The 21,205-nt window shown below is 28.5% G+C and carries 22 protein-coding genes; 15 read left to right on the top strand and 7 right to left on the bottom strand.

All coding sequences use genetic code 11. The features are described from left to right. Positions 1 to 31 precede the first annotated feature (31 nt). Genes LXN10_RS05075 through nhaA form a run of 5 tightly spaced genes read left to right on the top strand, consistent with a single transcriptional unit; the run spans position 32 to position 5,680 of the window. On the top strand, positions 32 to 1,456 hold the full coding sequence (locus LXN10_RS05075; protein ID WP_375724809.1) for a COG3400 family protein: 1,425 nt from the start codon (positions 32 to 34) through the stop codon (positions 1,454 to 1,456). Between the two features lie 13 nt (positions 1,457 to 1,469). Beyond that, positions 1,470 to 2,600, top strand: a complete 1,131-nt coding sequence (locus LXN10_RS05070; RefSeq protein ID WP_375724808.1) for a succinyldiaminopimelate transaminase — start codon at positions 1,470 to 1,472, stop codon at positions 2,598 to 2,600. Next, on the top strand, positions 2,593 to 3,171 hold the full coding sequence (locus tag LXN10_RS05065; protein WP_375724807.1) for a hypothetical protein: 579 nt from the start codon (positions 2,593 to 2,595) through the stop codon (positions 3,169 to 3,171). Before LXN10_RS05070 ends, LXN10_RS05065 begins: the two co-directional genes overlap by 8 nt. A gap of 1 nt (position 3,172) precedes the next feature. Next, positions 3,173 to 4,483 carry a UDP-N-acetylmuramate--L-alanine ligase gene (gene murC, locus LXN10_RS05060; protein WP_375724806.1) on the top strand — a complete coding sequence of 437 codons (1,311 nt, stop codon included), beginning with the start codon at positions 3,173 to 3,175 and terminating at the stop codon, positions 4,481 to 4,483. A 15-nt stretch (positions 4,484 to 4,498) separates the two neighbouring features. After that, entirely contained in the window at positions 4,499 to 5,680 is a 1,182-nt protein-coding gene (gene nhaA, locus LXN10_RS05055) for a Na+/H+ antiporter NhaA (protein ID WP_375724805.1), read from the top strand. Between the two features lies 1 nt (position 5,681). Here the strand turns inward: nhaA and LXN10_RS05050 are convergent, their stop codons facing one another. The 3 genes from LXN10_RS05050 to LXN10_RS05040 all read right to left on the bottom strand — a co-directional run bounded on the left by LXN10_RS05050 (position 5,682) and on the right by LXN10_RS05040 (position 8,126). Further along, the gene (locus LXN10_RS05050; RefSeq protein WP_375724804.1) at positions 5,682 to 6,458 is read right to left on the bottom strand and encodes a DNA-processing protein DprA; all 777 of its coding nucleotides are present in this window, start codon (positions 6,456 to 6,458) and stop codon (positions 5,682 to 5,684) included. 60 nt (positions 6,459 to 6,518) lie between these two features. Further along, positions 6,519 to 7,187 (bottom strand): amino acid ABC transporter permease, encoded by a 669-nt coding sequence (locus tag LXN10_RS05045; RefSeq protein ID WP_375724803.1) that lies wholly within the window; start codon positions 7,185 to 7,187, stop codon positions 6,519 to 6,521. A gap of 132 nt (positions 7,188 to 7,319) precedes the next feature. Continuing rightward, positions 7,320 to 8,126, bottom strand: a complete 807-nt coding sequence (locus tag LXN10_RS05040) for a transporter substrate-binding domain-containing protein (protein WP_375724802.1) — start codon at positions 8,124 to 8,126, stop codon at positions 7,320 to 7,322. Between the two features lie 122 nt (positions 8,127 to 8,248). On the opposite strand from LXN10_RS05040, the gene LXN10_RS05035 reads away from it, so the two are divergent. Then, positions 8,249 to 8,731: a hypothetical protein gene (locus LXN10_RS05035; protein WP_375724801.1), complete on the top strand. Its 483-nt coding sequence runs from the start codon at positions 8,249 to 8,251 to the stop codon at positions 8,729 to 8,731. A 10-nt stretch (positions 8,732 to 8,741) separates the two neighbouring features. Here the strand turns inward: LXN10_RS05035 and LXN10_RS05030 are convergent, their stop codons facing one another. After that, complete coding sequence (locus LXN10_RS05030) at positions 8,742 to 9,908, bottom strand: divergent polysaccharide deacetylase family protein (protein ID WP_375724800.1); 1,167 nt, start codon at positions 9,906 to 9,908, stop codon at positions 8,742 to 8,744. A 43-nt stretch (positions 9,909 to 9,951) separates the two neighbouring features. Beyond that, positions 9,952 to 10,974, bottom strand: coding sequence for a ketol-acid reductoisomerase (gene ilvC / locus LXN10_RS05025; RefSeq protein WP_375724799.1), 1,023 nt, complete (start codon positions 10,972 to 10,974; stop codon positions 9,952 to 9,954). Between the two features lie 107 nt (positions 10,975 to 11,081). Between ilvC and LXN10_RS05020 the strand changes: the two genes are divergently transcribed. The 6 genes from LXN10_RS05020 to LXN10_RS04995 all read left to right on the top strand — a co-directional run bounded on the left by LXN10_RS05020 (position 11,082) and on the right by LXN10_RS04995 (position 16,274). After that, a complete protein-coding gene (locus LXN10_RS05020; protein WP_375724798.1) occupies positions 11,082 to 12,938 on the top strand; it encodes an RNB domain-containing ribonuclease in 1,857 nt (618 codons plus the stop codon). Then, positions 12,931 to 13,914, top strand: a complete 984-nt coding sequence (gene holA / locus LXN10_RS05015) for a DNA polymerase III subunit delta (protein ID WP_375724797.1) — start codon at positions 12,931 to 12,933, stop codon at positions 13,912 to 13,914. The genes LXN10_RS05020 and holA overlap by 8 nt, the downstream gene beginning before the upstream one ends. A gap of 77 nt (positions 13,915 to 13,991) precedes the next feature. Beyond that, entirely contained in the window at positions 13,992 to 14,345 is a 354-nt protein-coding gene (gene rpsF, locus LXN10_RS05010) for a 30S ribosomal protein S6 (RefSeq protein WP_322785217.1), read from the top strand. Between the two features lie 20 nt (positions 14,346 to 14,365). Continuing rightward, positions 14,366 to 14,893 (top strand): single-stranded DNA-binding protein, encoded by a 528-nt coding sequence (locus tag LXN10_RS05005; RefSeq protein ID WP_375724796.1) that lies wholly within the window; start codon positions 14,366 to 14,368, stop codon positions 14,891 to 14,893. Between the two features lie 15 nt (positions 14,894 to 14,908). Continuing rightward, positions 14,909 to 15,166, top strand: a complete 258-nt coding sequence (gene rpsR / locus LXN10_RS05000; protein WP_375724795.1) for a 30S ribosomal protein S18 — start codon at positions 14,909 to 14,911, stop codon at positions 15,164 to 15,166. Positions 15,167 to 15,314: 148 nt separating this feature from the next. After that, positions 15,315 to 16,274, top strand: a complete 960-nt coding sequence (locus tag LXN10_RS04995; RefSeq protein WP_375724794.1) for a hypothetical protein — start codon at positions 15,315 to 15,317, stop codon at positions 16,272 to 16,274. A 7-nt stretch (positions 16,275 to 16,281) separates the two neighbouring features. Here the strand turns inward: LXN10_RS04995 and cysS are convergent, their stop codons facing one another. Together cysS and nusA are read right to left on the bottom strand one after the other, a co-directional pair. Next, positions 16,282 to 17,676, bottom strand: coding sequence for a cysteine--tRNA ligase (gene cysS / locus LXN10_RS04990; protein WP_375725326.1), 1,395 nt, complete (start codon positions 17,674 to 17,676; stop codon positions 16,282 to 16,284). 8 nt (positions 17,677 to 17,684) lie between these two features. Continuing rightward, complete coding sequence (gene nusA / locus LXN10_RS04985) at positions 17,685 to 18,860, bottom strand: transcription termination factor NusA (RefSeq protein WP_375724793.1); 1,176 nt, start codon at positions 18,858 to 18,860, stop codon at positions 17,685 to 17,687. Between the two features lie 150 nt (positions 18,861 to 19,010). Here nusA and LXN10_RS04980 point away from each other — a divergent pair, with 150 nt between their 5' ends. From LXN10_RS04980 to LXN10_RS04970, 3 genes are read left to right on the top strand one after another with little or no spacing between them, the layout of a single operon-like run. Beyond that, positions 19,011 to 19,253, top strand: coding sequence for an HP0268 family nuclease (locus LXN10_RS04980; protein WP_375724792.1), 243 nt, complete (start codon positions 19,011 to 19,013; stop codon positions 19,251 to 19,253). 18 nt (positions 19,254 to 19,271) lie between these two features. Further along, entirely contained in the window at positions 19,272 to 20,591 is a 1,320-nt protein-coding gene (miaB, locus tag LXN10_RS04975; protein ID WP_375724791.1) for a tRNA (N6-isopentenyl adenosine(37)-C2)-methylthiotransferase MiaB, read from the top strand. 35 nt (positions 20,592 to 20,626) lie between these two features. After that, positions 20,627 to 21,202 carry a lysophospholipid acyltransferase family protein gene (locus LXN10_RS04970; RefSeq protein WP_375724790.1) on the top strand — a complete coding sequence of 192 codons (576 nt, stop codon included), beginning with the start codon at positions 20,627 to 20,629 and terminating at the stop codon, positions 21,200 to 21,202. Positions 21,203 to 21,205: the final 3 nt, after the last annotated feature.

The following is a 21,205-nucleotide window of genomic DNA, read 5'->3' as shown; positions in this document are numbered from 1 at the left end:
ACTATCAGTAAGAAAAAGATATAATATCTTAATGAAAAAGATATTAATTATATTAGATGGTATTGTTGCTAAAAAACTTCTTCAAAGAGTCATCGAGACAAATACCGGTGATAATTCATACGATGTTGTTTATATGAATGAAGCTATCATTCCTGAAAAAAGACCCTCAAATTTCACATTTTTTAAGTTTGACCCAACTTCTAAATCAAAACTTGCAATGGTATTAGATAAAGATATTCATGCCCAAGCTCTTATTGCACTTAACTCAAAAGATGAGATGTTAAATGTAATAAAAAACATAAAAGAAGAAAAACCAAAAATGCAAATGAGTATTTTGGATTATTGGGGAATTGATCTTTCTGATCAGCACATAAATATTTATAAGGGAATAGATGTTCTTGCAAATGGTATGGTTGAAAGACTTCCAAATATTCCAGTTGTTGCACAAAATATAGGCTTAAAGCAAGGTGAGATAATGGAAATTAGAATTCCATTTGGTAGTTCATATGCATATAGATATATAGGCTCAATCGAACAGCGAGAGTGGAAAATTTTTGGTTTGTATAGAAAACAACAAATGATAAAAATCAAACCCTCTCTTATATTAAAGCCAAATGATGTAATTTTGATAATAGGAAAACCTGAAGTTTTAATGCAAGTATATAATGCTATTGGAAAAACTCAAGGCCAATTTCCTATGCCATTTGGGCATAATTTGTATTTGTATTTAGATTTATATTTACAATCTGTAGAAACAGTTAAAAAATGTGTTGTTGATGTAAAATATTTAAATCAAGTAATAAAAAACCAAAAACTTGTATTAAGAATAACAAGACCTACAACTGTTGATTTGATGAATTTTATTAAAAATGAATTGGGTGAAGTCAATAATCTTACTATTGAAATAGATTATGGAAACTTAGGTTTTGATGCTTTATTGAAAAAGGATTTAAGAACATTTGATATTGGTCTTATGATGATTTCATATGAGCTATTTAAAAATAAAGAGGGAATCTCTAAACTAGTTGATCTTCGAATTCCTATTTTAAAGACTGGTTTAGGTGATATAACAACGATAAAAAATAGTATAATTTTGTTAAATGATACAAAATCATATGAACAAATCTCTCCGATAATATTTGATGTTTCAAGTCAGTTAAAACTAAAAACAAAAATATTTGATATGGACCCAACTGGGCAATCTGATAAATCATATATTTTAGATCACTTTGAAAATTTGGCAAAAATATTTGGACAAAAAGTTGAGATTATTTCTAAAGAAAAAAATCCAATAAGAGAGTTGAAAAATCAAAAAAATATACTTCAGATTTTACCCCTTAAAAAAGATATGTTTTTAAGAAGAAAACTTAATAAACTTTTTTATACAAATTCTGATTTATTGTCTTTTGATATAAAAGAAAACAATCAACTATTAATCCCAGTAATAGAAAACTAAAAAAAGGTAAGAGATGGTATTTGAAAAATATCCTTTTGAGAAATTAAATGAATTATTAGATGGAATTGAGCCAAATAGCTCATACGAAGCAAGTGCATTAACTATTGGTGAACCTCAGTTTGAAACACCGCAATTTATTCAAGATAGTTTGGCTAATCACACTAAATTTTTAAGAAATTATCCAAAAACTGCAGGTGAAAATTTTTTAACACAAGCAATGATTGAGTTTGTAAATAAAAGATTTGATGTAAAATTAGAAGAAAATCAAATTATTCCTTGTTTTGGTACAAGGGAAGTTTTATTTAACTTTCCACAGTTTTTTTTGTTTGATAAAGCTAATCCAACAATTGCCTTTACAAACCCTTTTTATCAGATATATGAAGGTGCTGCAATTGCAAGTAGGGCAGAAGTTGTTCATATTAATTTAACTAAAGAGAATGATTATAAAGCAATTCTAGATGATGAAACACTTAAAAAATGTGATTTGGTTGTACTAAATTATCCAAATAATCCAACAGCTGCAAATATGAGCAAAGAAGAATTGGCTTTATGGGTTAAAAAAGCACTAGAGTTTGATTTTGTTTTGATAAATGATGAGTGTTATTCTGAAATATATTTTGATGAAAAAAACAAACCTTGTTCACTTTTGGAAGCTAGTATTTATGCAGGAAATAGTGAGTTTAAAAATGTACTTGTTCTTAATTCTATTTCAAAAAGAAGCTCAGCTCCGGGGCTAAGAAGTGGATTTATTGCTGGTGATGCAGATATTTTAAAAGATTATATGAAATATAGGACATATATAGGCTGTGCAGCACCTATTCCTTTACAATATGCAGCAGCAACTGCTTGGAGTGATCAAGAACATGTGCAAGTTTTTAGAGATACTTATAAAAAGAATTTTGAGTTAGCCAAAGAGATTTTGGGACTTGATATGCCACAAGCGACTTTTTATATTTGGCTAAAAATTGGTGATGAATTAGAATTTACTAAAAGATTATACAAAGAAAAAAATATAAAAGTATTACCGGGAAGTTTTTTAGGAAGAGAAGGCATAGGACAAGGTTATGTAAGAATTGCCTTAGTTGAAAATGCTCAAAAAACAAAAGAGGTATTAAACAGATTGAAGGATTTTATGAATGACTAATGAAGAGTTGCACGAAGCTAGAACAAACCCAGAGTTTTTGAATTATTTAGAAAAAACAAAAGATGATGCAATTGAGAGTAAAAATATCTCTGCGCTTTATGAAGTTTTAGATTCTTTATTGATTTTGGATTTAGATGAAGAAAAGATAAATACTGTTTATGAAAATATCTTAAAAATCTCTTTTGAAAATGTTGAAGATATAGTAAATAGTGGTAAAAAAATAACTTTAGAAAGTGATGGACTTTATTACACTAGAGCATTCTATGAGCATGCCATTGAAAAATGGAGTTACAATGATTTGAAGGGTGCAAAAGAGTTATTTTTTGTTTTGACAAATATTATAGAAGATGAACTTTTATGTAATGCCTTAAATGTCCATTTGATTGCTTGTTCAAAAGATTTTGACTTGGATAAATTTTATGAAGAAAATGTAAATAATTCAACAACTGCTGTAGATGAAAAATATGGTTATTTTATTGTTTCATTTAATTTTAAAACAAAAGAGTTTTTAGAAGAAAATAGTGCTGTTTTAGAAACAGAATATGAAAATTTAAAATATTTGTTGGACTAAGATGAGAATACATTTTATAGGAATTGGTGGAATAGGTCTTTCTGCCTTAGCAAGATTTTTAAAACATAGTGGTCATGAAGTTAGTGGTTCAGATATGAAAGAAACACCAATAACAGACGAATTAAAAGCTGAGGGAATAAAAGTTTATTCTCCCCAAAGTGCTTCAAATATAAAAGATCCAGAAATAGTAATATATTCAGCAGCAGTAACTGATGAAAATCCTGAATTAATAGAATCAAGAATTAGACAAATAAAAACATTATCAAGAAAAGAGGCTTTGCCAATAGTTCTTGGAGATAGAAAAAATTATTGTGTTGCCGGAGCTCATGGAAAGTCAACTACCACATCTATTTTAGCTTCTATTTTAGATTGTACTGCAATTATTGGAGCTATATCAAAAGATTTTGGTTCAAACTTTAGATACAAAAATGGAATAGTAGCCTTTGAAGCTGATGAGAGTGATGCTAGCTTTATACTTTCAAATCCTTATTGTTCAATTGTTACAAATGCTGAACCTGAACATATGGAATATTATAACTATGATTATGAGAAATTTTTTGATACATATAAAAAGTTCATAAATCTTGGAACAAAAAAAGTTATAAATGCAGAAGATGAATATATTAAAAAACTTGGCATAGAGGATGCAACTGAACTTTATCCAAGTGTTGATATAAAAAACATCTCTTATATTTTACAAGATGATGAACCTTATACAAAATTTGAGTTAAAAGGTTTGGGTTATTTTGAAGTTTGGGGTTTTGGTTATCATATTGCTGTTAATACTTCTTTGGCAGTATTAGCTGCTTTAAATGAGCTTGATGTTGAGCAAATAAGAACAAATCTTAAAAACTATAAAGGTATCAAAAAAAGATTTGATATTTTACAAAAGTGTGATAAGTTTGTTTTAATAGATGATTATGCACACCATCCAACAGAAATAGAAGCTACAATAAAATCAGTTGAGCTTTATGACAATCTTAAAAATCTTAAAAAAAGAGTAATAATTTGGCAACCGCACAAATACAGCCGAACTTTTGATAATCTTGAAGGATTTAAAAAGTGCTTTAAAGGATGTGATGAATTGGTAATATTGCCTATTTGGACAATTCCAGGAGAGCATGTTTTAGAAATAGATTTTGAAGAAACATTTAAACAATACAATCCAATATTTGCTGATAAAATACTTGCAAAAAATTGTGCAATTGATATTATAAAAGATAATAAAGTTTTAAAAACATATAATGAAGGTATAGTTGTAGGTGTTGGTGCTGGAGATATCACTTACCAATTAAGGAAAATAATCAAATAATTCAAAAGGATAGATATGAAGATTTTAGTAAATAATTTTATGAAGAGTGAAACATCATCGGGAATTATTCTTATCTTTGTGACTATCTTTGCCTTAGTTTTACGAAACTCTTTTCTATCTGAGTATTACTACAGTTTTTTACATATTCCTATTCATGTTTCTGTTAATGATTTAGTCATAGATAAGCCACTTTATTTGTGGATAAATGATGGACTTATGGCCTTATTCTTTTTAGTTGTAGGTTTAGAAATTAAAAGAGAATTGCTACAAGGACATCTCTCTTCTTGGTCTAAAATATCTCTGCCAGCTTTTGCTGCTCTTGGAGGGATGCTTTGCCCTGCTTTAATATACTTCTTTTTTAATCAAAATGATTCTAATGCTTTAAATGGTTGGGCAATACCAACAGCTACTGATATTGCATTTTCTCTTGGGATATTGTCATTACTTGGAAAAAGAGTGCCTGTTTCTTTGAAAATATTTTTAATGGCACTAGCAATTATTGATGATATTGGTGCGATTGTAATCATAGCTTTATTTTATACCTCAAATTTATCAGTTGAAGTTTTATATGTATCACTATTTATAATTCTTGTTTTATTTGTGATGAATCGTATGGGTGTTGCAACTATTTCTTTATATTTTATTGTTGGAATTATATTGTGGGTTACGGTTCTAAAATCAGGAGTTCATGCAACATTAGCAGGAATTATTTTAGCTTTTGCAATTCCACTTAAAACAAAAACTGATGATAAAGTAAATTCTCCTGTTAGACATATGGAACATAATTTACATAATTGGGTTGCATTTTTTATTTTACCCCTATTTGCATTTGTAAATGCAGGAGTAGATTTAAGAGAAATTGATTTTACTAAAATGACACATGGTGTTCCCCTTGGGATTATGTTGGGACTTTTTTTTGGTAAACAATTAGGTGTTTTCCTTTTTAGTTTTATAGCAGTAAAACTAAAACTCGCAAATATACCAAAATGTACAACTTGGCTTCAAATTTATGGAATAGCAGTTTTGACAGGTATTGGATTTACAATGAGTTTGTTTATTGATTCACTTGCTTTTAATGATGATACAAGATATTTTTATACTGATAGATTAGCTATTTTGATTGGTTCACTTTTTTCTGGTATTTTTGGTTATCTGATTTTACGATTTGCAAAATCTAAAAAAGTTTGTGGAGTATAAACTAAGCAAGAGTAATAAAACCATTTTTTATTTCAATCTTTCCATTTAGTTCATATTCATACACTAAAGAGTCATATTTTAAAATAGCTTCTTCATAAGTTGGATTCTTTTTACAATATTCTAAAAAGTCATCTTTCTTTTCTTCTTTTATAGGAGTTCTGGTATATTGTTCTACAAACTCATCTATATCATAAATAACTTTTGCCAAGCCCTTTTTTGATAATAGACTTGTTCCTTGACTTTCATTTATTCTATGGGGTAATACAAAAATCTCTTTGCCCATTTTTAAAGCATACTCAACACTTCTTAAACTTCCACTGTTTAAATCAGCCTGTGTTACAATTAAAATATCACCTAAGGCAACAACTATTTCATTTCTTAATACAAAGCTATATCTTGTGGCTTTGAAATCTTCATCAAAGGAACTTAATAATAAGCCTTGTTGTTCTATCTCTTCTATAAATTTTTTATTTATTGCAGGATATCTATAGTTTATTCCACAAGGACTTACTAAAATAGTGTTATTTACTCCTGCCGCTCTGTGAGAAATAGTATCAACTCCAATTGCTCCACCACTTACAATACAATTTCCAGCAAGGGAAAGTTTTGATGCTAGTTGGTGTGTGGTAAATTGTGTATAGTTTAAGGTTCTTCTCGTACCCACAATAGATATCTTTGGCTTTTTTAGTAGTTTGGTATTGCCTTTATAAAATAAGGTCTTTACAGGCTTTGATAAGCTTTGCAATTCAGGTATTTCAAAATCAATAATTGAGTTCATCTTTCTCCTAAATAATAATATAAATTATTATATCATAAGATAAACTTTGATGTCTAAAAACTACTTTTGTATATTATTCTCAAGTTTTTTAGTGTAATAAGAGATTGGATAAGTAAGAAGTAAGTAGCCAATAGCCAAGGGTATATAGCTTTCAAAAGTAGAATAAGTATAAGCATTTACTTCTTGTGCATTCATTGTAAACTCACTAATAGAGATAATTGAAAGAAGTGAAGAGTCTTTTATGATAGAGGCAAATTGTCCTGTAAGTGCTGGCAACATTCTATTAAAGGCTTGGGGAAAGATTATATATCTATACATCTGATAATTTGTCATTCCTAAACTTATACTTGTCTCATATTGGGCAATATCAATTGATTCTATTGCACCTCTTATTATCTCACAAACATAAGCTCCTGCAAACAGAGCTAAAATAAAGACTCCAACTATATATCTATTTTCAAAGCCCAAATTATTTGCAAATACATAAAAGAAGATTAGAATTTGAACTAAAAGTGGCGTTCCTCTTATAATCTCAATGTAAAATCTTGAAAAAAATCTCAGTACTAGGAGTTTTGAATTTTGTGCATAAGTAAAAAAAAGACCAATTATAAAACTTAAAATAAGAGCAAAAAAAGATATTATGATAGTCATAATAAAACCATCAATAAATTTTTGTTTATATTCATAAACGCTATCCCAATTAAAAGTGTAAGATACATTTTTAAACATGAAATAGAATATTATGACAATAAAAAGTATAAGTAGAACTAGGTTAAAAAGATAAATTATTGGATTTAATTTTTTTTTCTTTTTATATCCTAGTTCATGTATAAATAGCTCTTTTAGTTTAATAATAATTTCCTAAAAAAAGAATGGAATATTTAACTTATCAAATGTCGCTTTTGCATCACTTAAATATTTATTTGCAAGTTTATCAAAAGTACCATCTTCTTTTGCTTTTTTAATAAAGGCATCAACATCGGCTTTTAAAGGACTTCCTTTTTTAAGTGCTACTCCCCAATATTCAAAATCTTTTTGAAAGGGTTGCAATAAAGGAACAGTTGTATCCATGTTTTTCGCATAATTTTTGTAAATAGTTAATTGATCATAAATAAATCCATCAGCTTTTCCTTGAACAACTTCTAGTACACAAGCAGCTTCTTTATCGAATACTAAAACTTGTGCATTTTGTAAATTATCTTTTGCATAAATATGCCCAGTAGAACCTTTTTTTACTGCTACTGTTTTTCCTGCTACATTTAAATCATCAATTGATTTAATACCAGAATCTTTATTTGCTAAAATTGCTAAAGATGATTGGGCATAAGGAATAGAAAAGTCAATTGATTTTTTTCTTTCATCTGTAATAGTCATAGAAGAGATGATTAAGTCAATTTTTCCAGTTTTCAATGAAGGTATTAATCCATCCCAAGCAATGTTTTCAATAACAACATCACGCCCAAGGTATTTACCTAAAGCCTTTGCAAAATCAACAGAAACACCAGATGGATTTCCCTCTTTATCACTCATCTCAAAAGGAGGATAAGCTAATTCCATACCAACTTTTAAAACTTTTTTTTCACTTTTTTGTTCTTTTTCATTTTCTCCACAGCCTGCTAAAATAAATACAAGGAATGATGATAATAGTACATATATAAGTTTCTTCATATGATTACCTTTTAAGTTTTCATATATTATCTCTATAAAAAACTTATTTTATGATTAGAAGTTATTTAAAACTTTTAAAACTATTGATAGTACAATTAAACTACCATTTATAAGGAGCTATTTTGAGAAAGACTATTTTTAACATTGGGTTATTATGTATTATTACTTTTTTTACTGGTTGTTCTAATAGTTTAGAGAATACTACTATTTCATCTATGAATAAAAAAATCGAAAATACAAACCAGCCATATGAAATTGTAAAGTACAAAGAGACTAATAGTGCAACATATTATTCTAATACAAAAATAAGAGGTGAAAAGGGTGAAAGTATAGTTCAATCAGAAGTATTATTTAATGACATTATGAGAAATATTTACCTTAAGTGCGATTATACAGAGTTTGATTTAGTTGAGAAAAGGGTAGTATTTCATAAAATCCCTTACTTTTTTGAAGTATGGATTTTTACAGACCAAAAATCTAAAACAAAATCTAAAACTACAGCTTTAGGAATAAGCATGAACCAATTGCCAAATGGCAATGGAGTTGATTTTTCTATAATTGGTAATTGCCCAGCTATCCCAAAGAGTTTTGTATTTACAAAATAGAAAAAAATATTTAGCGAACGGGTAATTTATTTATATATACTAAATCTAAATCTTTTAGTAAGTATTTAGATTTTTTTAATACTTCCATTGTGATAGGATATGGATGCCCAATTGCTATTGCAGAACCTGTTTTTTTAGCTATTCTTATAGCTTTTTTTAGTTGATTTTGAATATATTTAAAGTCTTTGTTATTATCTAAAAATATATTCCTAGCAATATAAGGTACTCCAAATTCTTTACTTACTTCTTTAACAACACTATGTGCAGTTGTTCTACTATCTATAAATTGGAAATTATATTTTTTAAGGGCTTTTATTAAATATTCCATTGATGTTTTATCAGAAGTAAAAACGCTTCCTGTATGATTATTTGTATATTTTATTTTGGGATACCATTTTCTAATTTGTGCAACTCTTTTTTCAATTTTTTTATAGGAATCACCCACTTTTAATGTATTGTCTTCTTCAAATCTAATACTAGTTATTCCAGCTTGTAAGGGGAAATGAACTATGGCAAAGGGTAAATTTTGTGCAATACGAGCAGAGTTTTTATGCCCTTTTGTTGGAGGCATTAAAGAGATATTAACGGTATATCCAATATCTTTGATATGATTTATTTGAGATTGAAGAGTAACATCATCAATCACAATAGAAAGTTTTGGTTTATTTGAGGTTTTAGTTACAACTTTTTCTTTTTTCTTTTCAACTTCTTTATGCATTACTTCATCTTCTAAGGCTGGTAGAAGTGGTTTTTGTTGTGCATTTTGTTTTTCTAAGGTTTGTTTATTTTCTGGGAAAACTTTTTTTTCTACAGATTGTATTTCTTCATTTTTTTCTTTTAAATTAGATTCATCTTTTTGAGGTTCAATTGGATGAATGTATTCATTTTCAAACTCTTTATTGAACTCTTCATATTTATCTGCTGTAGTATTTTTAGTAGTTTTTTTGTACTCTTCAATAATTTTATCAATATTATTTTCATCGGCATGCTTTATTTTTTCTTTTTGTATTTTTGTTGATTCATTTACTTTATCGTTATGATTTTTTAAAAGAATAAAATATGCTGCTAAGGTTATTAGTAAAGAAAATAGTAATAGGGCTAAAAATTTATTTATAGTAGAAATTTTATAGGTTTTTTTACTAGGTTTTTTACGTCTTTGAGGTTTTCTTTTCGCCATTAAGTTAGAATATCAAAGTAAGGTTTGAAACCTTACTTTAAAATTAGTTTTTATTTAAGTCTACGATTTTGCTTGAAGAAATCCAAGGCATCATTTTTCTTAATTTATTACCAGTTTGCTCAATTAAAGAAGCTTTTGCATTAGCTCTTTCAGCATTCATTCTTGGGTATCCAGCTTGACCTTCTAAGATGAAATCTTTTGCAAATCTACCATCTTGAATCTCTTTTAAGATTTCTTTCATAGCAGCTTTTGACTCATCATTGATAACTCTTTTTCCAGATACATAATCACCATATTCAGCAGTATTAGAAATAGAATATCTCATATCAGAAATTCCACCTTCATACATTAAGTCAACAATTAGTTTTAATTCATGTAAACACTCAAAATATGCCATTTCTGGTTCATATCCAGCTTCAGTTAAAGTTTCAAATCCAGCTTGAACTAAAGAAACAGCTCCACCACATAATACAGCTTGCTCTCCGAAAAGGTCAGTTTCTGTTTCATCTTTAAATGTAGTTTCAATAATACCAGTTCTTCCACCACCAATAGCAGATGCATAAGCAAGTGCTACTTCTTTTGTATCTCCACTTGGATTAGTTTCAACAGCAATAAGGTCAGGAATTCCTCCACCTTTTGTGAATTCATTTCTAACTGTATGACCTGGAGCTTTAGGAGCAATCATCATTACATTTGTTTTTGCATCAGGAATAATTCTTCCATAATGAATATTAAAACCATGTCCAAATGCTAAATAAGCACCATCTTTAAGGTTTGGTTTAATTTCTGAATAATAAATTTCTGATTGATTTTCATCTGGTAATAAAATCATAACAACATCAGCACCAGTTGTTGCTTCTGCAACTGTTTTTACAACAAAACCTTTTGCTTCAGCTTTAGCCCAAGAACTCCCACCTTTTCTTAGTCCAACAACAACTTCAACTCCAGAATCTCTTAAGTTCTCAGCGTGAGCGTGACCTTGTGATCCGAAACCTATCATTGCTACTTTTTTTGATTTGATTAGTTCTATATTACAATCTTTATCATAGTAAACACTTATTGCCATTAAATAGTCCTTTAAAATAATTTTTGAGGATTATATCAAAAGTAACCTAAATGTAAATAAAAGAGTTATATAATGTATACTTAAATAAAAGAAAATTAGGATAAGTTTTGATTCAAACTATTTTTAGAAAAGTTATATCTGGCAGTGAAGATTTTGCAGAAAATGAAAAAGAGTATTTAGTGCCATTTATAAAAGATGATATTGTAAGTTATGAAGATGGCATTTATAAACTTAATTCAAAGTATAGAGTGGGAATTGTAAAAATAAAAAATAAATTCGCTTCTTTGAGTGACTTGGATAATAAACACAAAAATTTAAAATTAGATATAGATGATTTGAAAGGTGCTTATAACAATGACTTGATTTTGGTAAAAAGAGTATTTAATCCAAGATCTTCATTTAAAGCAAAAGTTGAAAAGGTTTTATACACCCATGCAACTTCACTATTAGTTTATGTAAATAAAGGTGAAGTATTTAGTGTAAAAGAGGGAATAAAATTAGAACTTAAAATAGATTTTAGCTCTTTTACAAATGGAAATATTTATGTGATAAATAGTAAAACATTTGAAATAGAAAAAGATGTTGGAAATATACAAGACCCAAAAGTTGACCAATATATTTCATTGTTTTTATATGATGAACTTGTAAGATTAGAACCATATTTAGATGTTGATGCAAAGATGAATGATAAAAATGAAAGAGTTGATTTAACAGCTTTGCCTTTTACAACTATTGATCCTGCAAGTGCAAAAGACCATGATGATGCTATTTATTTTGACGTAAAAGAAAATATACTTTATGTGGCTATTGCTGATGTTTCATACTTCGTAAAAGAGAATAGTGAACTTGATAAACAAGCCTTACAAAAATCAACCTCTATTTATCTTCCAAATAAAGTTTTACCTATGCTTCCTCCAAGTTTAAGTGAAGAGATGTGTTCACTTAAAGAGAATGTTGACAGATATTCTTATGTTTTTAAAATATATTTAGACAAAGATTATGAAATAATCAAATCAGAACTTTTTGAAGCTATAATTAAATCACATAAAAAGTTCTCTTATGGAAGAATTGATAGGGTAATAGAAGGACATTTAGATAAATACAATGAAACAGAAAAAGAGATTTTTGATTATTTACTTCCTTTATATGAAATCACTAAGAAAGTCAGAAAAAGGAGATTACAAAAGGGTTATGATTTTATAAGTAAAGAATATAGACAAAAATTAAATCATAATTTAGAATTAGAAGGAATCTCTGTAGAAGAATCAACGGCTTCTCATCAACTAATAGAAGAGTGTATGTTAATGGCTAATATTGAAGCTAGTAAAAAACTAAGCAATATTGGTATATTTAGAATTCATGAAGAACCATCTTTTCAGTCCTTATCAAAACTAGTTGATGAAGTAAATTTACTTGGAATAAAAGCAGAAGTAAAATCATCTGTGCATGAAACTATTACTGATATTCAAGCAAAAGCAAAAAATAGTGTTTTAATAGAAGAGATAAATGATTTGATAATAAAATCTCAATCACAAGCAAAATATTCATCTAAAAACTTAGGTCACTTTGGATTAGGATTTGATTCTTATTCACACTTTACAAGTCCTATTAGAAGATACTCAGATTTAGTCCTTCACCGAATGTTAAAAACTAAAAAAGCACCAGATAGTATTGATGATATATGTGAACACATATCTGCAAATGAGAGAAAAGTAGATCAACTTGTTTGGGATTATGAAGATAGAAAATATGCTAGATGGGCAAAAAATCATATTGGAGAAGAATTTAAAGCTCAAATTGTAGATATTGAAAGGGGAATTGCTAAGTTTTATAAAGATATGCCAGGACTTAGAATTCATTTAGATAACTACAGAGGTGAAAAACTTTTTCTTAAAATAAAAATAACAATAAAATCAAGTGATTTGATTAGCAAAAATATAGTTGGAACAATAAAAAATGTATAAAAATGAGTTTGATGGATTGTTAAGAGCAAATAAAGAGTTTTCTGCATATATGTTTTATGGACAAAGTGATTATTTAGTAGAAAAGTATGCAAATCTTGTAGCAACAAGTGTTGCAGCTGGAGAAGATATAGAAAAAGTTTATTTTGATGATTTTGATTTTAAATATGTAAAAAATAAACTTTTACAATCATCACTTTTTGCAAGTAGAAATATCTTACTTATAAAACTAAATAAAAAACTAAATAAAAATGAAACCACAGAGTTAATAGAAGCTTGTAATATAAATAAAGACTCAAAAGTAATATTTGCTTGTATGGGTGATGGCGATTTTAAAACTATGGGTGGATATTTTACAACTAAAAACAATAGTGTAAGTGTAAGAATGTTTACCCCATATCCAGGAGAAGCTATTCAAATACTTGAAACTGAGGCTAGAGCTTTAGGTTTGAAGTATGAAGTATCTGCTTTAAATCATTTGTATTTTATGCATAGAAATGATTTGAACTTGAGTGTAAATGATTTAAAAAAGTTAGCTATTTTAAATGAAGAATCTATCTCTTCAAAACTTGTGGAAATACACTGTTTTGGAATTGGGTCTGTTTCTTTAGAAGATTTTTTATTTAATTTATTAAGCGGTCAATTAGTAAAAAGAGATTTACACTTTTTACTTGAAGAGGGAATGAATGAGATAAATTTATTAACTCAAATTGGAGCTTTCTTGCATCAACTTTTTATGATAAGTTCATACTCAAGAACAATAGGAACTCCAAATCCTAAAGAGATACTAGGTTATATTCCTCCACAAAATATTTGGGAAAAGAAGACAAAACTAGCCATAAAAATAAAACCAGAACTGTTTTTGGAGTTGTTTAATTTCTTAAATGATTTGGAGTTGGATTTGAAAAGTTCAAAAATTCCAGACCATAATGCATATATTCAAGCAAGTCTAAGAAAATTTTCAGACAAACTTAGATAAAATCTCAGACTTTACAAAAACCTTGCTGATATTTTTAATAATACCGGCGAAAACTAAAAGGAGAATGAATGTCAAGAATAAAACATTATGAAACAATGTTTATTGTAAAGCCTACAATGACTGAAGAAGAAACTGTAGCACAGATTGAGTTAGTGAAAGCTAACATTGAAAAAAATGGTGGAGAAATCGTATCTTTCGATGATATGGGAACTAGACAACTAGCTTATGAAATCGAAAAGCATAAAAGAGGTCATTACTATGTAATGTACTTTAGAGCACCAACAACTTCTATCTTAGAATTAGAAAGAAATTATAGAATTAATGAAAACATCATTAGATTTATTTTCATTAAATATGAGAGTAAAAAAGAAGTTACTGCTTGGACAAAACTAAGTGATGAAGCAGCTAAAAAGTCTGCTGCAAAGGCATAATTTTATAAAAGGAGCCGTAAATGTATAATAAAGTAGTTATGATAGGAAATCTTACACGAGATATTGAATTGAGATATTTACCAAGTGGTGCAGCAATAGCAAAAGGCGCAATTGCAACATCTTATAATTATAAGACTAGTACTGGTGAAAAGAAAGATGAAGTTTGTTTTTTAGATTTCAATATATTTAATAGAAGTGCTGAGGTTGCCAATCAATATTTACGAAAAGGCTCTAAAGTATTATTAGAAGGAAGACTTGTTTTTGAACAATGGACTGCACAAGATGGAACTGGTAGAAGTAAACACTCTTTAAGAGTTGATACTATGAAAATGCTAGATTCAAAATCTGATTCACAAAATGGTGCTAATACTGGGTATGAAGGTGAGTATTCTCAACCACAAACTCAACAACCAGCTAGTAATCAGTATAATCAACCGCAGCAACCAGCTCAAAACAACTATGCTCAAGGTGGTATAAAAACTACAACTGAAAATAGTAGTTATAAAATACCAGAAATCGATATAGACGAAGACGAAATACCGTTCTAGAAAGAGGATAATAAAATGGCTGAGAGAAGAAAATACGGAAAAAAATATTGTAAATATACTGAGATGAAAATTGATTTCATTGATTATAAAAACACTGATTTATTAAGAATTTCAATGAGTGAAAGAGGTAAAATCATGCCTAGAAGACTTACTGGAAATTCTAAAAGTGCTCAAGAAATGGTTGAAAATGCAATCAAAAGAGCAAGACATATGGCATTGGTTCCATATATTGTAGATACTAAAAACCTTACTGATGCGGCATACGCAAGATAAGTTTTAGTTAATACTTTAAAAAAGGAAAGAAGATTTATCTTCTTTCCTTTTTTTATGCCCAAAATTCCAGAACAATTAAAAAGTTTTTTTAACAAAAAATTAATTAAAGTCACTGTACAATTCTTAAATATAGATAAAAGGATTGAAGATGAAAATAGATTCTTATGAAGTAAATTTACAAGCAAATAGTAGCTTTGTTCAAAAATACGAAAAAAATACAAGTGCTAGTTCTTTTACAAAAACAGAAAATCCAGATGATAATAAAGATTTGTCAGTAAATATTGACCCTAAAAAACTGGTCTTTAGTAGTGAATCAGATTTATCAGTTGCAGATACAATTAAAAAAAGAATAATAGAACAATTACTTAATCATTTGTTTCAGGGGAATCAAAAAATCAGTTTATATCCAAATGATTCTTCAAGTAAAGCTCAAGTGCCAGATAATCCTTATACTACAGGTAATAATCAAGAATGGGGTTTTTCATATGAAAGTAAAGAAGAGTATTATGAAAAAACAACTATAAATTTTAGTTCCCAAGCTACTATTAAAACATCAAATGGTGAGTTTAAAATCAATCTAAGCCTTTCATATTCAAATGAGTTTTATCAAAGACATGAAACAAAAATAAATGCCTATGGAAAAGGAGATAATCCATTTTCTATTGATATGAAAAAAGATGGAAGAGATACAAGTGAAGTACCAAGAAATATGGGTTTTGAATTTGATGTAAATAAAGATAAAAAAAATAATGACATATCAACTTTACAGAATAATGCAAGTTATTTAGCAATAGATAAAAATGGAAATAATAAAGTTGATGATGGAAGTGAACTTTTTGGAGTAAATACAAATGATGGCTTTAAAGAATTAAGTAAATATGACGAAGATGGAAATGGTTGGATTGATGAAAATGATTCAGTATTTAATGATTTGCGTGTTTGGGAAAAGAAAGCAAATGGTGAAGGCTCACTCGTAACTTTGGCTGATTCTGGAATTGGGGCAATATATTTAGCAAATGTATCTTCAGTAAATGGAGGTCAAAGTTCAATGTTTTTGAAAGAAAATGGTGAGGCAGGAGTTATTAGTAGTGTGGATTATAGGGTTTAGAAGAAGTTTATAACTTCTCCCAAACCACACCATTTGGCGTATCCATAACTGAAATTCCTAAAGCTGTTAGTTCATCTCTAACATTATCAGCACTGTCAAAATCTTTTAACTTTTTAGCTTCTGTTCGTTTTTCAATTAATGCTTCTATTTTATCTTTTGTATTTTCATCTATTCCAAATTGAAAATATTCATATGCATCATTAAAACAGATTCCTAAAATATCATTTGTAAATTCAAAGTTTGCTATCAACTCTTTTTTTAGATTTTTATCTTTTGGATTTTTATCTAATTTATCATTTGCATTGTTTATCATATCATCAACAATCGAAATAGCTTTTGAACTATTTATATCATCATTTAGGGCACTTAAAACTTTTGCTTTAAATTCACTATTTACAGCTGAGGCAGTGCTTCCATAAACTCTTTTTTTCACTCTATAATATTTGTCAAGTCTTTTTTTAGAAGAGATTAAATCTTCTTCATTGAAGTTAAAATCTGTTCTATAATGTGCGGTTAGCAAATAAAATCTTACAACTTCACCACTATAAGATTTTAAAATATCTTTTAAGAAAAATGAGTTACCAAGTGATTTGCTCATCTTTTCGCCATCAATAGTTACAAAACCATTATGCATCCAATATTTTGCTAACTCTTTATGTGAAGAACATCTAGTTTGTGCAGCTTCATTTTCATGGTGAGGAAAAAGTAAATCAGCTCCTCCTCCATGAATATCTATTTGATAAGCTTCATCTTTGTATGCTAAGTGTTTTTCAATCATTGCACTACACTCTATGTGCCAGCCTGGACGACCTTTTCCAAAAGGAGCTTCAAAAGATACATCATTTGCTTTTTCAAACTTCCATAGGGCAAAATCAGATGAATTTCTTTTTTGAGTGTTTACTTCAACTCTAGCAATTGAGTTTTCATCACTTGCTCTTTTTGAGATATTTCCATAAGATTTATCTTTTGATACATCAAAATAAACACCATCTTCAATTATATAAGCAATATCTTTTGATAATAAATCATTTATCATCTCTATCATAGCACTTAAGTTTTGGGTTGCTTTTGGTTCAAGTGTATTATCTAAGATATTAAGTGAGTGCATATCAGCTTTGTAAGCATTTATATATTGTGTTGTGATATCTTCTAAAGATCTTGATGATTCATTCATTTTTTTTATGATTTTATCATCAATATCTGTAAAGTTTTTTGTCATAGTTACATTTAGATTATTCATTTTTAAGACTCTATGTAACATGTCAAAAGCAATTGCACTTCTAGCATGTCCTAAATGAGAATCATCATAAACTGTTGGTCCACAAACATATATTTTTGCTTGGTTTTCAACTATTGGCTCAAATAAAACTTTCTCTTTTTTTACAGAGTCATAAATGAATATTTTTTCCATTATTTAAATAAAGCCTCTAATTCTGAAGTATCTTTTCTTCTTTCATCATTTGGAATTTCTGTTGAACCTTCAGTGCTTTGTGCATTATCTCCAACTTCCACAAGTTCAATCTCACATTTTGTAAGCATTGAAGCTAGTCTAATATTTAATCCTGATTTACCGATTGCTTTTGATTTTTGGTCACTTGAAATTGTAACAATTGCCTTATCTTTTTCATCATATTTTTCAGATTTCATAATTTGTACACTTTTAATAATAGCTGGACTTAAAGCACGTGCAACAAACATTTCAGGAATAGTTGAATACTCAACACAATCAATATTTTCCCCATGTAATTGTTGGCTAACTGATGTTATTCTAACACCCTTAACACCAACAACAGAACCAATAGGATCTATTTGTGGGTCCATAGTAGAAAGTGCTATTTTAGCTCTACTACCTGGGATTCTAGCACTTGCTTCTATTGTAATTCTCTCATCTTTTAGTTCAGGAACTTCTAGTGCTAAAAGAGCTTCAAGGAATTTGGGACTTGTTCTTGATAACTCAATGATTAAACCATTTGTTTTATCAATAGTAACAGCTTTTACTACTGCTTTTAAGTTATCTCCAACTTTAAAAGTTTCACCTTTTATTCTACTTTTTCTAGTAAGCATACCTTTTACTTCACCGATTTCAACAAAAGTATTTTCAGCTCTATCAACTCTTGCTACTGAACCATTTATGATTTTTCCGATTTTAGATTTATATTTTGATACAAGATTTTCTTCTATATATCTTTGAAGTCTATATTCAAAATTATTATGAAGAATTGTTGCTGCATTTCTTCCCATATTTTCAAACTCTAAATCATAATCTAAAAAGTCTCCAATATCTAAATCTGCATCAATTTCTTTTGCTTCACTTAAAGGAATAAAATTTTCAGGGTTTATAATGTTGTCATATTGATCAACTTCTTCACCTTGAAGTCTTTTATCATCATCTTTTACAACTTCAATTTTTTGAAAAAGTTTTAGTCTTTTATTTTTTCTATCAATCTCTGCATCAAAAATTAAAGTATGGTCAACCATTTTTTCACCAGTTTTAATTAATGCTTCTTTCAACGCAGTTTCAACATGCTCAGATTTAATTCCTTTTTCATAAGCAATAGAATCTAGTATATCAATTATCTTATCCATTTATAACCTTTTTTTTAACATTGAACTATGATTTTTGTGATTTTCAATGTGAATGTAGAACAATATTATATCTAAAACTTCTTTTATAAAAATAAAAGTAACTTTAAGATAAAATATATAGTTAAATTTAAACATAAAAGGCTTATAGAGATGGAATTATTGTTCGCAAGAAACGAATTGAATGAAAAACCAAAAAAAGTAAAAATTGATAAGATAGTTGAAGAGTTAAAAGAACTTGGACAAAAAATATTTTATTTTGATAAAGATAATTCACATAAAGACATGATGTCATTAGTAGATAGCCTAGAAGGTGAAGGTTTCAATGTGTATTTTAGAGAAGTAAAATACGGTTTAGCTGAGGATGAGTATATGTATGAGGTACATGCACTTTAATTTTAAAGTGAAATTATAATGAGTAGAGAAGAATCTAAAAAATTATTTATACAAACGCTTGGTTGTCAGATGAATGATACTGACAGTCAACATATAATTGCTGAACTAGAAAAGTATAAAGATTATAAAACAACTGATAATATGGAAGATGCAGATCTTATTATTATCAACACTTGTTCAGTAAGAGAAAAGCCAGTTCAAAAACTTTTTTCAGAAATAGGGCAGTTTAATGCTAAGAAAAAAGATGGAGCTAAAATTGGTGTTTGTGGTTGTACGGCATCACATTTAGGAAAAGATATTATTAAAAGAGCCCCATATGTTGATTTTGTTGTGGGTGCTAGAAATATTTCAAAAATAAAAGATATTATTGATGTAAAAGGTGCTGTTGAAATCTCAATTGAAAATGATGATAGTACTTATGAGTTTGCAAGAAGTGAAACTTCTATGTACAAAACTTCTGTAAACATCTCAATTGGGTGCGATAAAGAGTGTACATACTGTATTGTTCCAGCAACAAGAGGAGATGAGATATCTATTCCTCCTGAAATGATTGTTCAACAAATCCAAAAAGATGTGGATAAAGGTGCAGTAGAAGTTATGCTTTTAGGGCAAAATGTTAACTCTTATGGAAGAAGATTTTCAGATAAAAGAGCAAAAACAACTTTTACTAAACTTTTACAAGAGGTATCTAAAATAGAGGGGCTTAGAAGAATAAGGTTTACATCTCCCCATCCTTTACATATGGATGATGAGTTTATTGCAGAGTTTTCTAGCAATCCAAAAATTAGTAAGTGTATTCATATGCCACTACAAAGTGGTTCCACTTCTATTTTAAAAGCTATGAAAAGAGGATACACAAAAGAGTGGTTCTTAAATAGAGCAGAAAAAATCAGAAGACTAGTACCTGGTGTTAGAATTACAACTGATATTATTGTTGGTTTTCCAGGGGAAACACAAGAAGACTTTAATGATACTATGGATGTAATAGAAAAGGTTAAATTTGATCAAATATTTAATTTCAAATATTCTCCTCGTCCAAATACAGCAGCCTTAGCTTTAAAAGACCAAGAAGTAGATGATGAAATTGCAGGTGCTAGATTAATAAAAGTTATTGATTTACATAAAGAACATTTAGTTGAACATATGAATTCATATGTTGGAAAAACTGTTGAAATTTTAGTTGAAAATCTAAAATCAGATGGTGAAGTTTGTGGATTTACAGATAATTGGTGTCAAGTTTTCATAAAAGGAAGTGATGAACTTCTTGGAAAATTTGTAAAAGTAAAAATAAATGATGCAAGCAGAACGGCATTAAAAGGTGAAGTAATAAGCGAATGAAGCTTTTTTTTGTAACACGAATTGTGCCATTTTTTTTGCAATTATTTGTTAGATTTGTATATCTAACAAATAAAAAAAATTTTCACCATCCAAAAGAGTTAAAAGATGATATTTATATTGTATCTTTTTGGCATGGGGAACTTTTAATGCAACCATTTAATTATCAGAAACTCAAACCCAAAGGTAAAGTAAGTGCTATGATAAGTGACCACAAAGATGGAGAAGCAATTACTAAAACTGTTGAGTATCTAGGAATTTATTCTATTAGAGGGTCAAGTACTAGAGGTGGGACAAAAGCTTTAATTGGTGCAATTAAAGAGTTAAAAGGTGGAGATGATATCGCAATCACTCCTGATGGCCCAAAAGGTCCTAGATTTTCTGTTGCTGATGGAATAGTAGCAATTCATAAGAAAACAGATGCTAAAATTTTAGCATTCAACTGTAAGCCAAGTAAATATTGGCAATTTAATTCTTGGGATAAGTTTATTATTCCAAAACCATTTGGTGTGATAGATTTTTATGTGAGTGAGCCGTTTAGTGTATCGAATTTAGATATGCCCCAAGCTAAAGAGTTTATACAAAATAAACTTTTAGTTAATGCAATGAAATAAAAG

The organism is Arcobacter iocasae, assembly GCF_042214795.1.
Taxonomy (GTDB): Bacteria; Campylobacterota; Campylobacteria; order Campylobacterales; family Arcobacteraceae; genus Arcobacter; species Arcobacter iocasae.
The sequence above is the reverse complement of the archived record's forward strand: the minus strand, read 5'-3'. Positions and strand labels throughout refer to the sequence as shown.

Coding starts and splice junctions, on each gene's coding strand:
- murC (WP_375724806.1), top strand. CDS start 3,173: ATGAGAATACATTTTATAGGAATTGGTGGAATAGGTCTTTCTGCCTTA.
- LXN10_RS05005 (WP_375724796.1), top strand. CDS start 14,366: ATGTATAATAAAGTAGTTATGATAGGAAATCTTACACGAGATATTGAA.
- LXN10_RS05030 (WP_375724800.1), bottom strand. CDS start 9,908: ATGGCGAAAAGAAAACCTCAAAGACGTAAAAAACCTAGTAAAAAAACC.
- LXN10_RS05075 (WP_375724809.1), top strand. CDS start 32: ATGAAAAAGATATTAATTATATTAGATGGTATTGTTGCTAAAAAACTT.
- LXN10_RS05050 (WP_375724804.1), bottom strand. CDS start 6,458: ATGAACTCAATTATTGATTTTGAAATACCTGAATTGCAAAGCTTATCA.
- LXN10_RS05045 (WP_375724803.1), bottom strand. CDS start 7,187: ATGTTTAAAAATGTATCTTACACTTTTAATTGGGATAGCGTTTATGAA.
- LXN10_RS05065 (WP_375724807.1), top strand. CDS start 2,593: ATGACTAATGAAGAGTTGCACGAAGCTAGAACAAACCCAGAGTTTTTG.
- nusA (WP_375724793.1), bottom strand. CDS start 18,860: ATGGATAAGATAATTGATATACTAGATTCTATTGCTTATGAAAAAGGA.
- nhaA (WP_375724805.1), top strand. CDS start 4,499: ATGAAGATTTTAGTAAATAATTTTATGAAGAGTGAAACATCATCGGGA.
- miaB (WP_375724791.1), top strand. CDS start 19,272: ATGAGTAGAGAAGAATCTAAAAAATTATTTATACAAACGCTTGGTTGT.
- LXN10_RS04995 (WP_375724794.1), top strand. CDS start 15,315: ATGAAAATAGATTCTTATGAAGTAAATTTACAAGCAAATAGTAGCTTT.
- rpsR (WP_375724795.1), top strand. CDS start 14,909: ATGGCTGAGAGAAGAAAATACGGAAAAAAATATTGTAAATATACTGAG.
- LXN10_RS05070 (WP_375724808.1), top strand. CDS start 1,470: ATGGTATTTGAAAAATATCCTTTTGAGAAATTAAATGAATTATTAGAT.
- LXN10_RS04980 (WP_375724792.1), top strand. CDS start 19,011: ATGGAATTATTGTTCGCAAGAAACGAATTGAATGAAAAACCAAAAAAA.
- ilvC (WP_375724799.1), bottom strand. CDS start 10,974: ATGGCAATAAGTGTTTACTATGATAAAGATTGTAATATAGAACTAATC.
- LXN10_RS05040 (WP_375724802.1), bottom strand. CDS start 8,126: ATGAAGAAACTTATATATGTACTATTATCATCATTCCTTGTATTTATT.
- holA (WP_375724797.1), top strand. CDS start 12,931: ATGTATAAAAATGAGTTTGATGGATTGTTAAGAGCAAATAAAGAGTTT.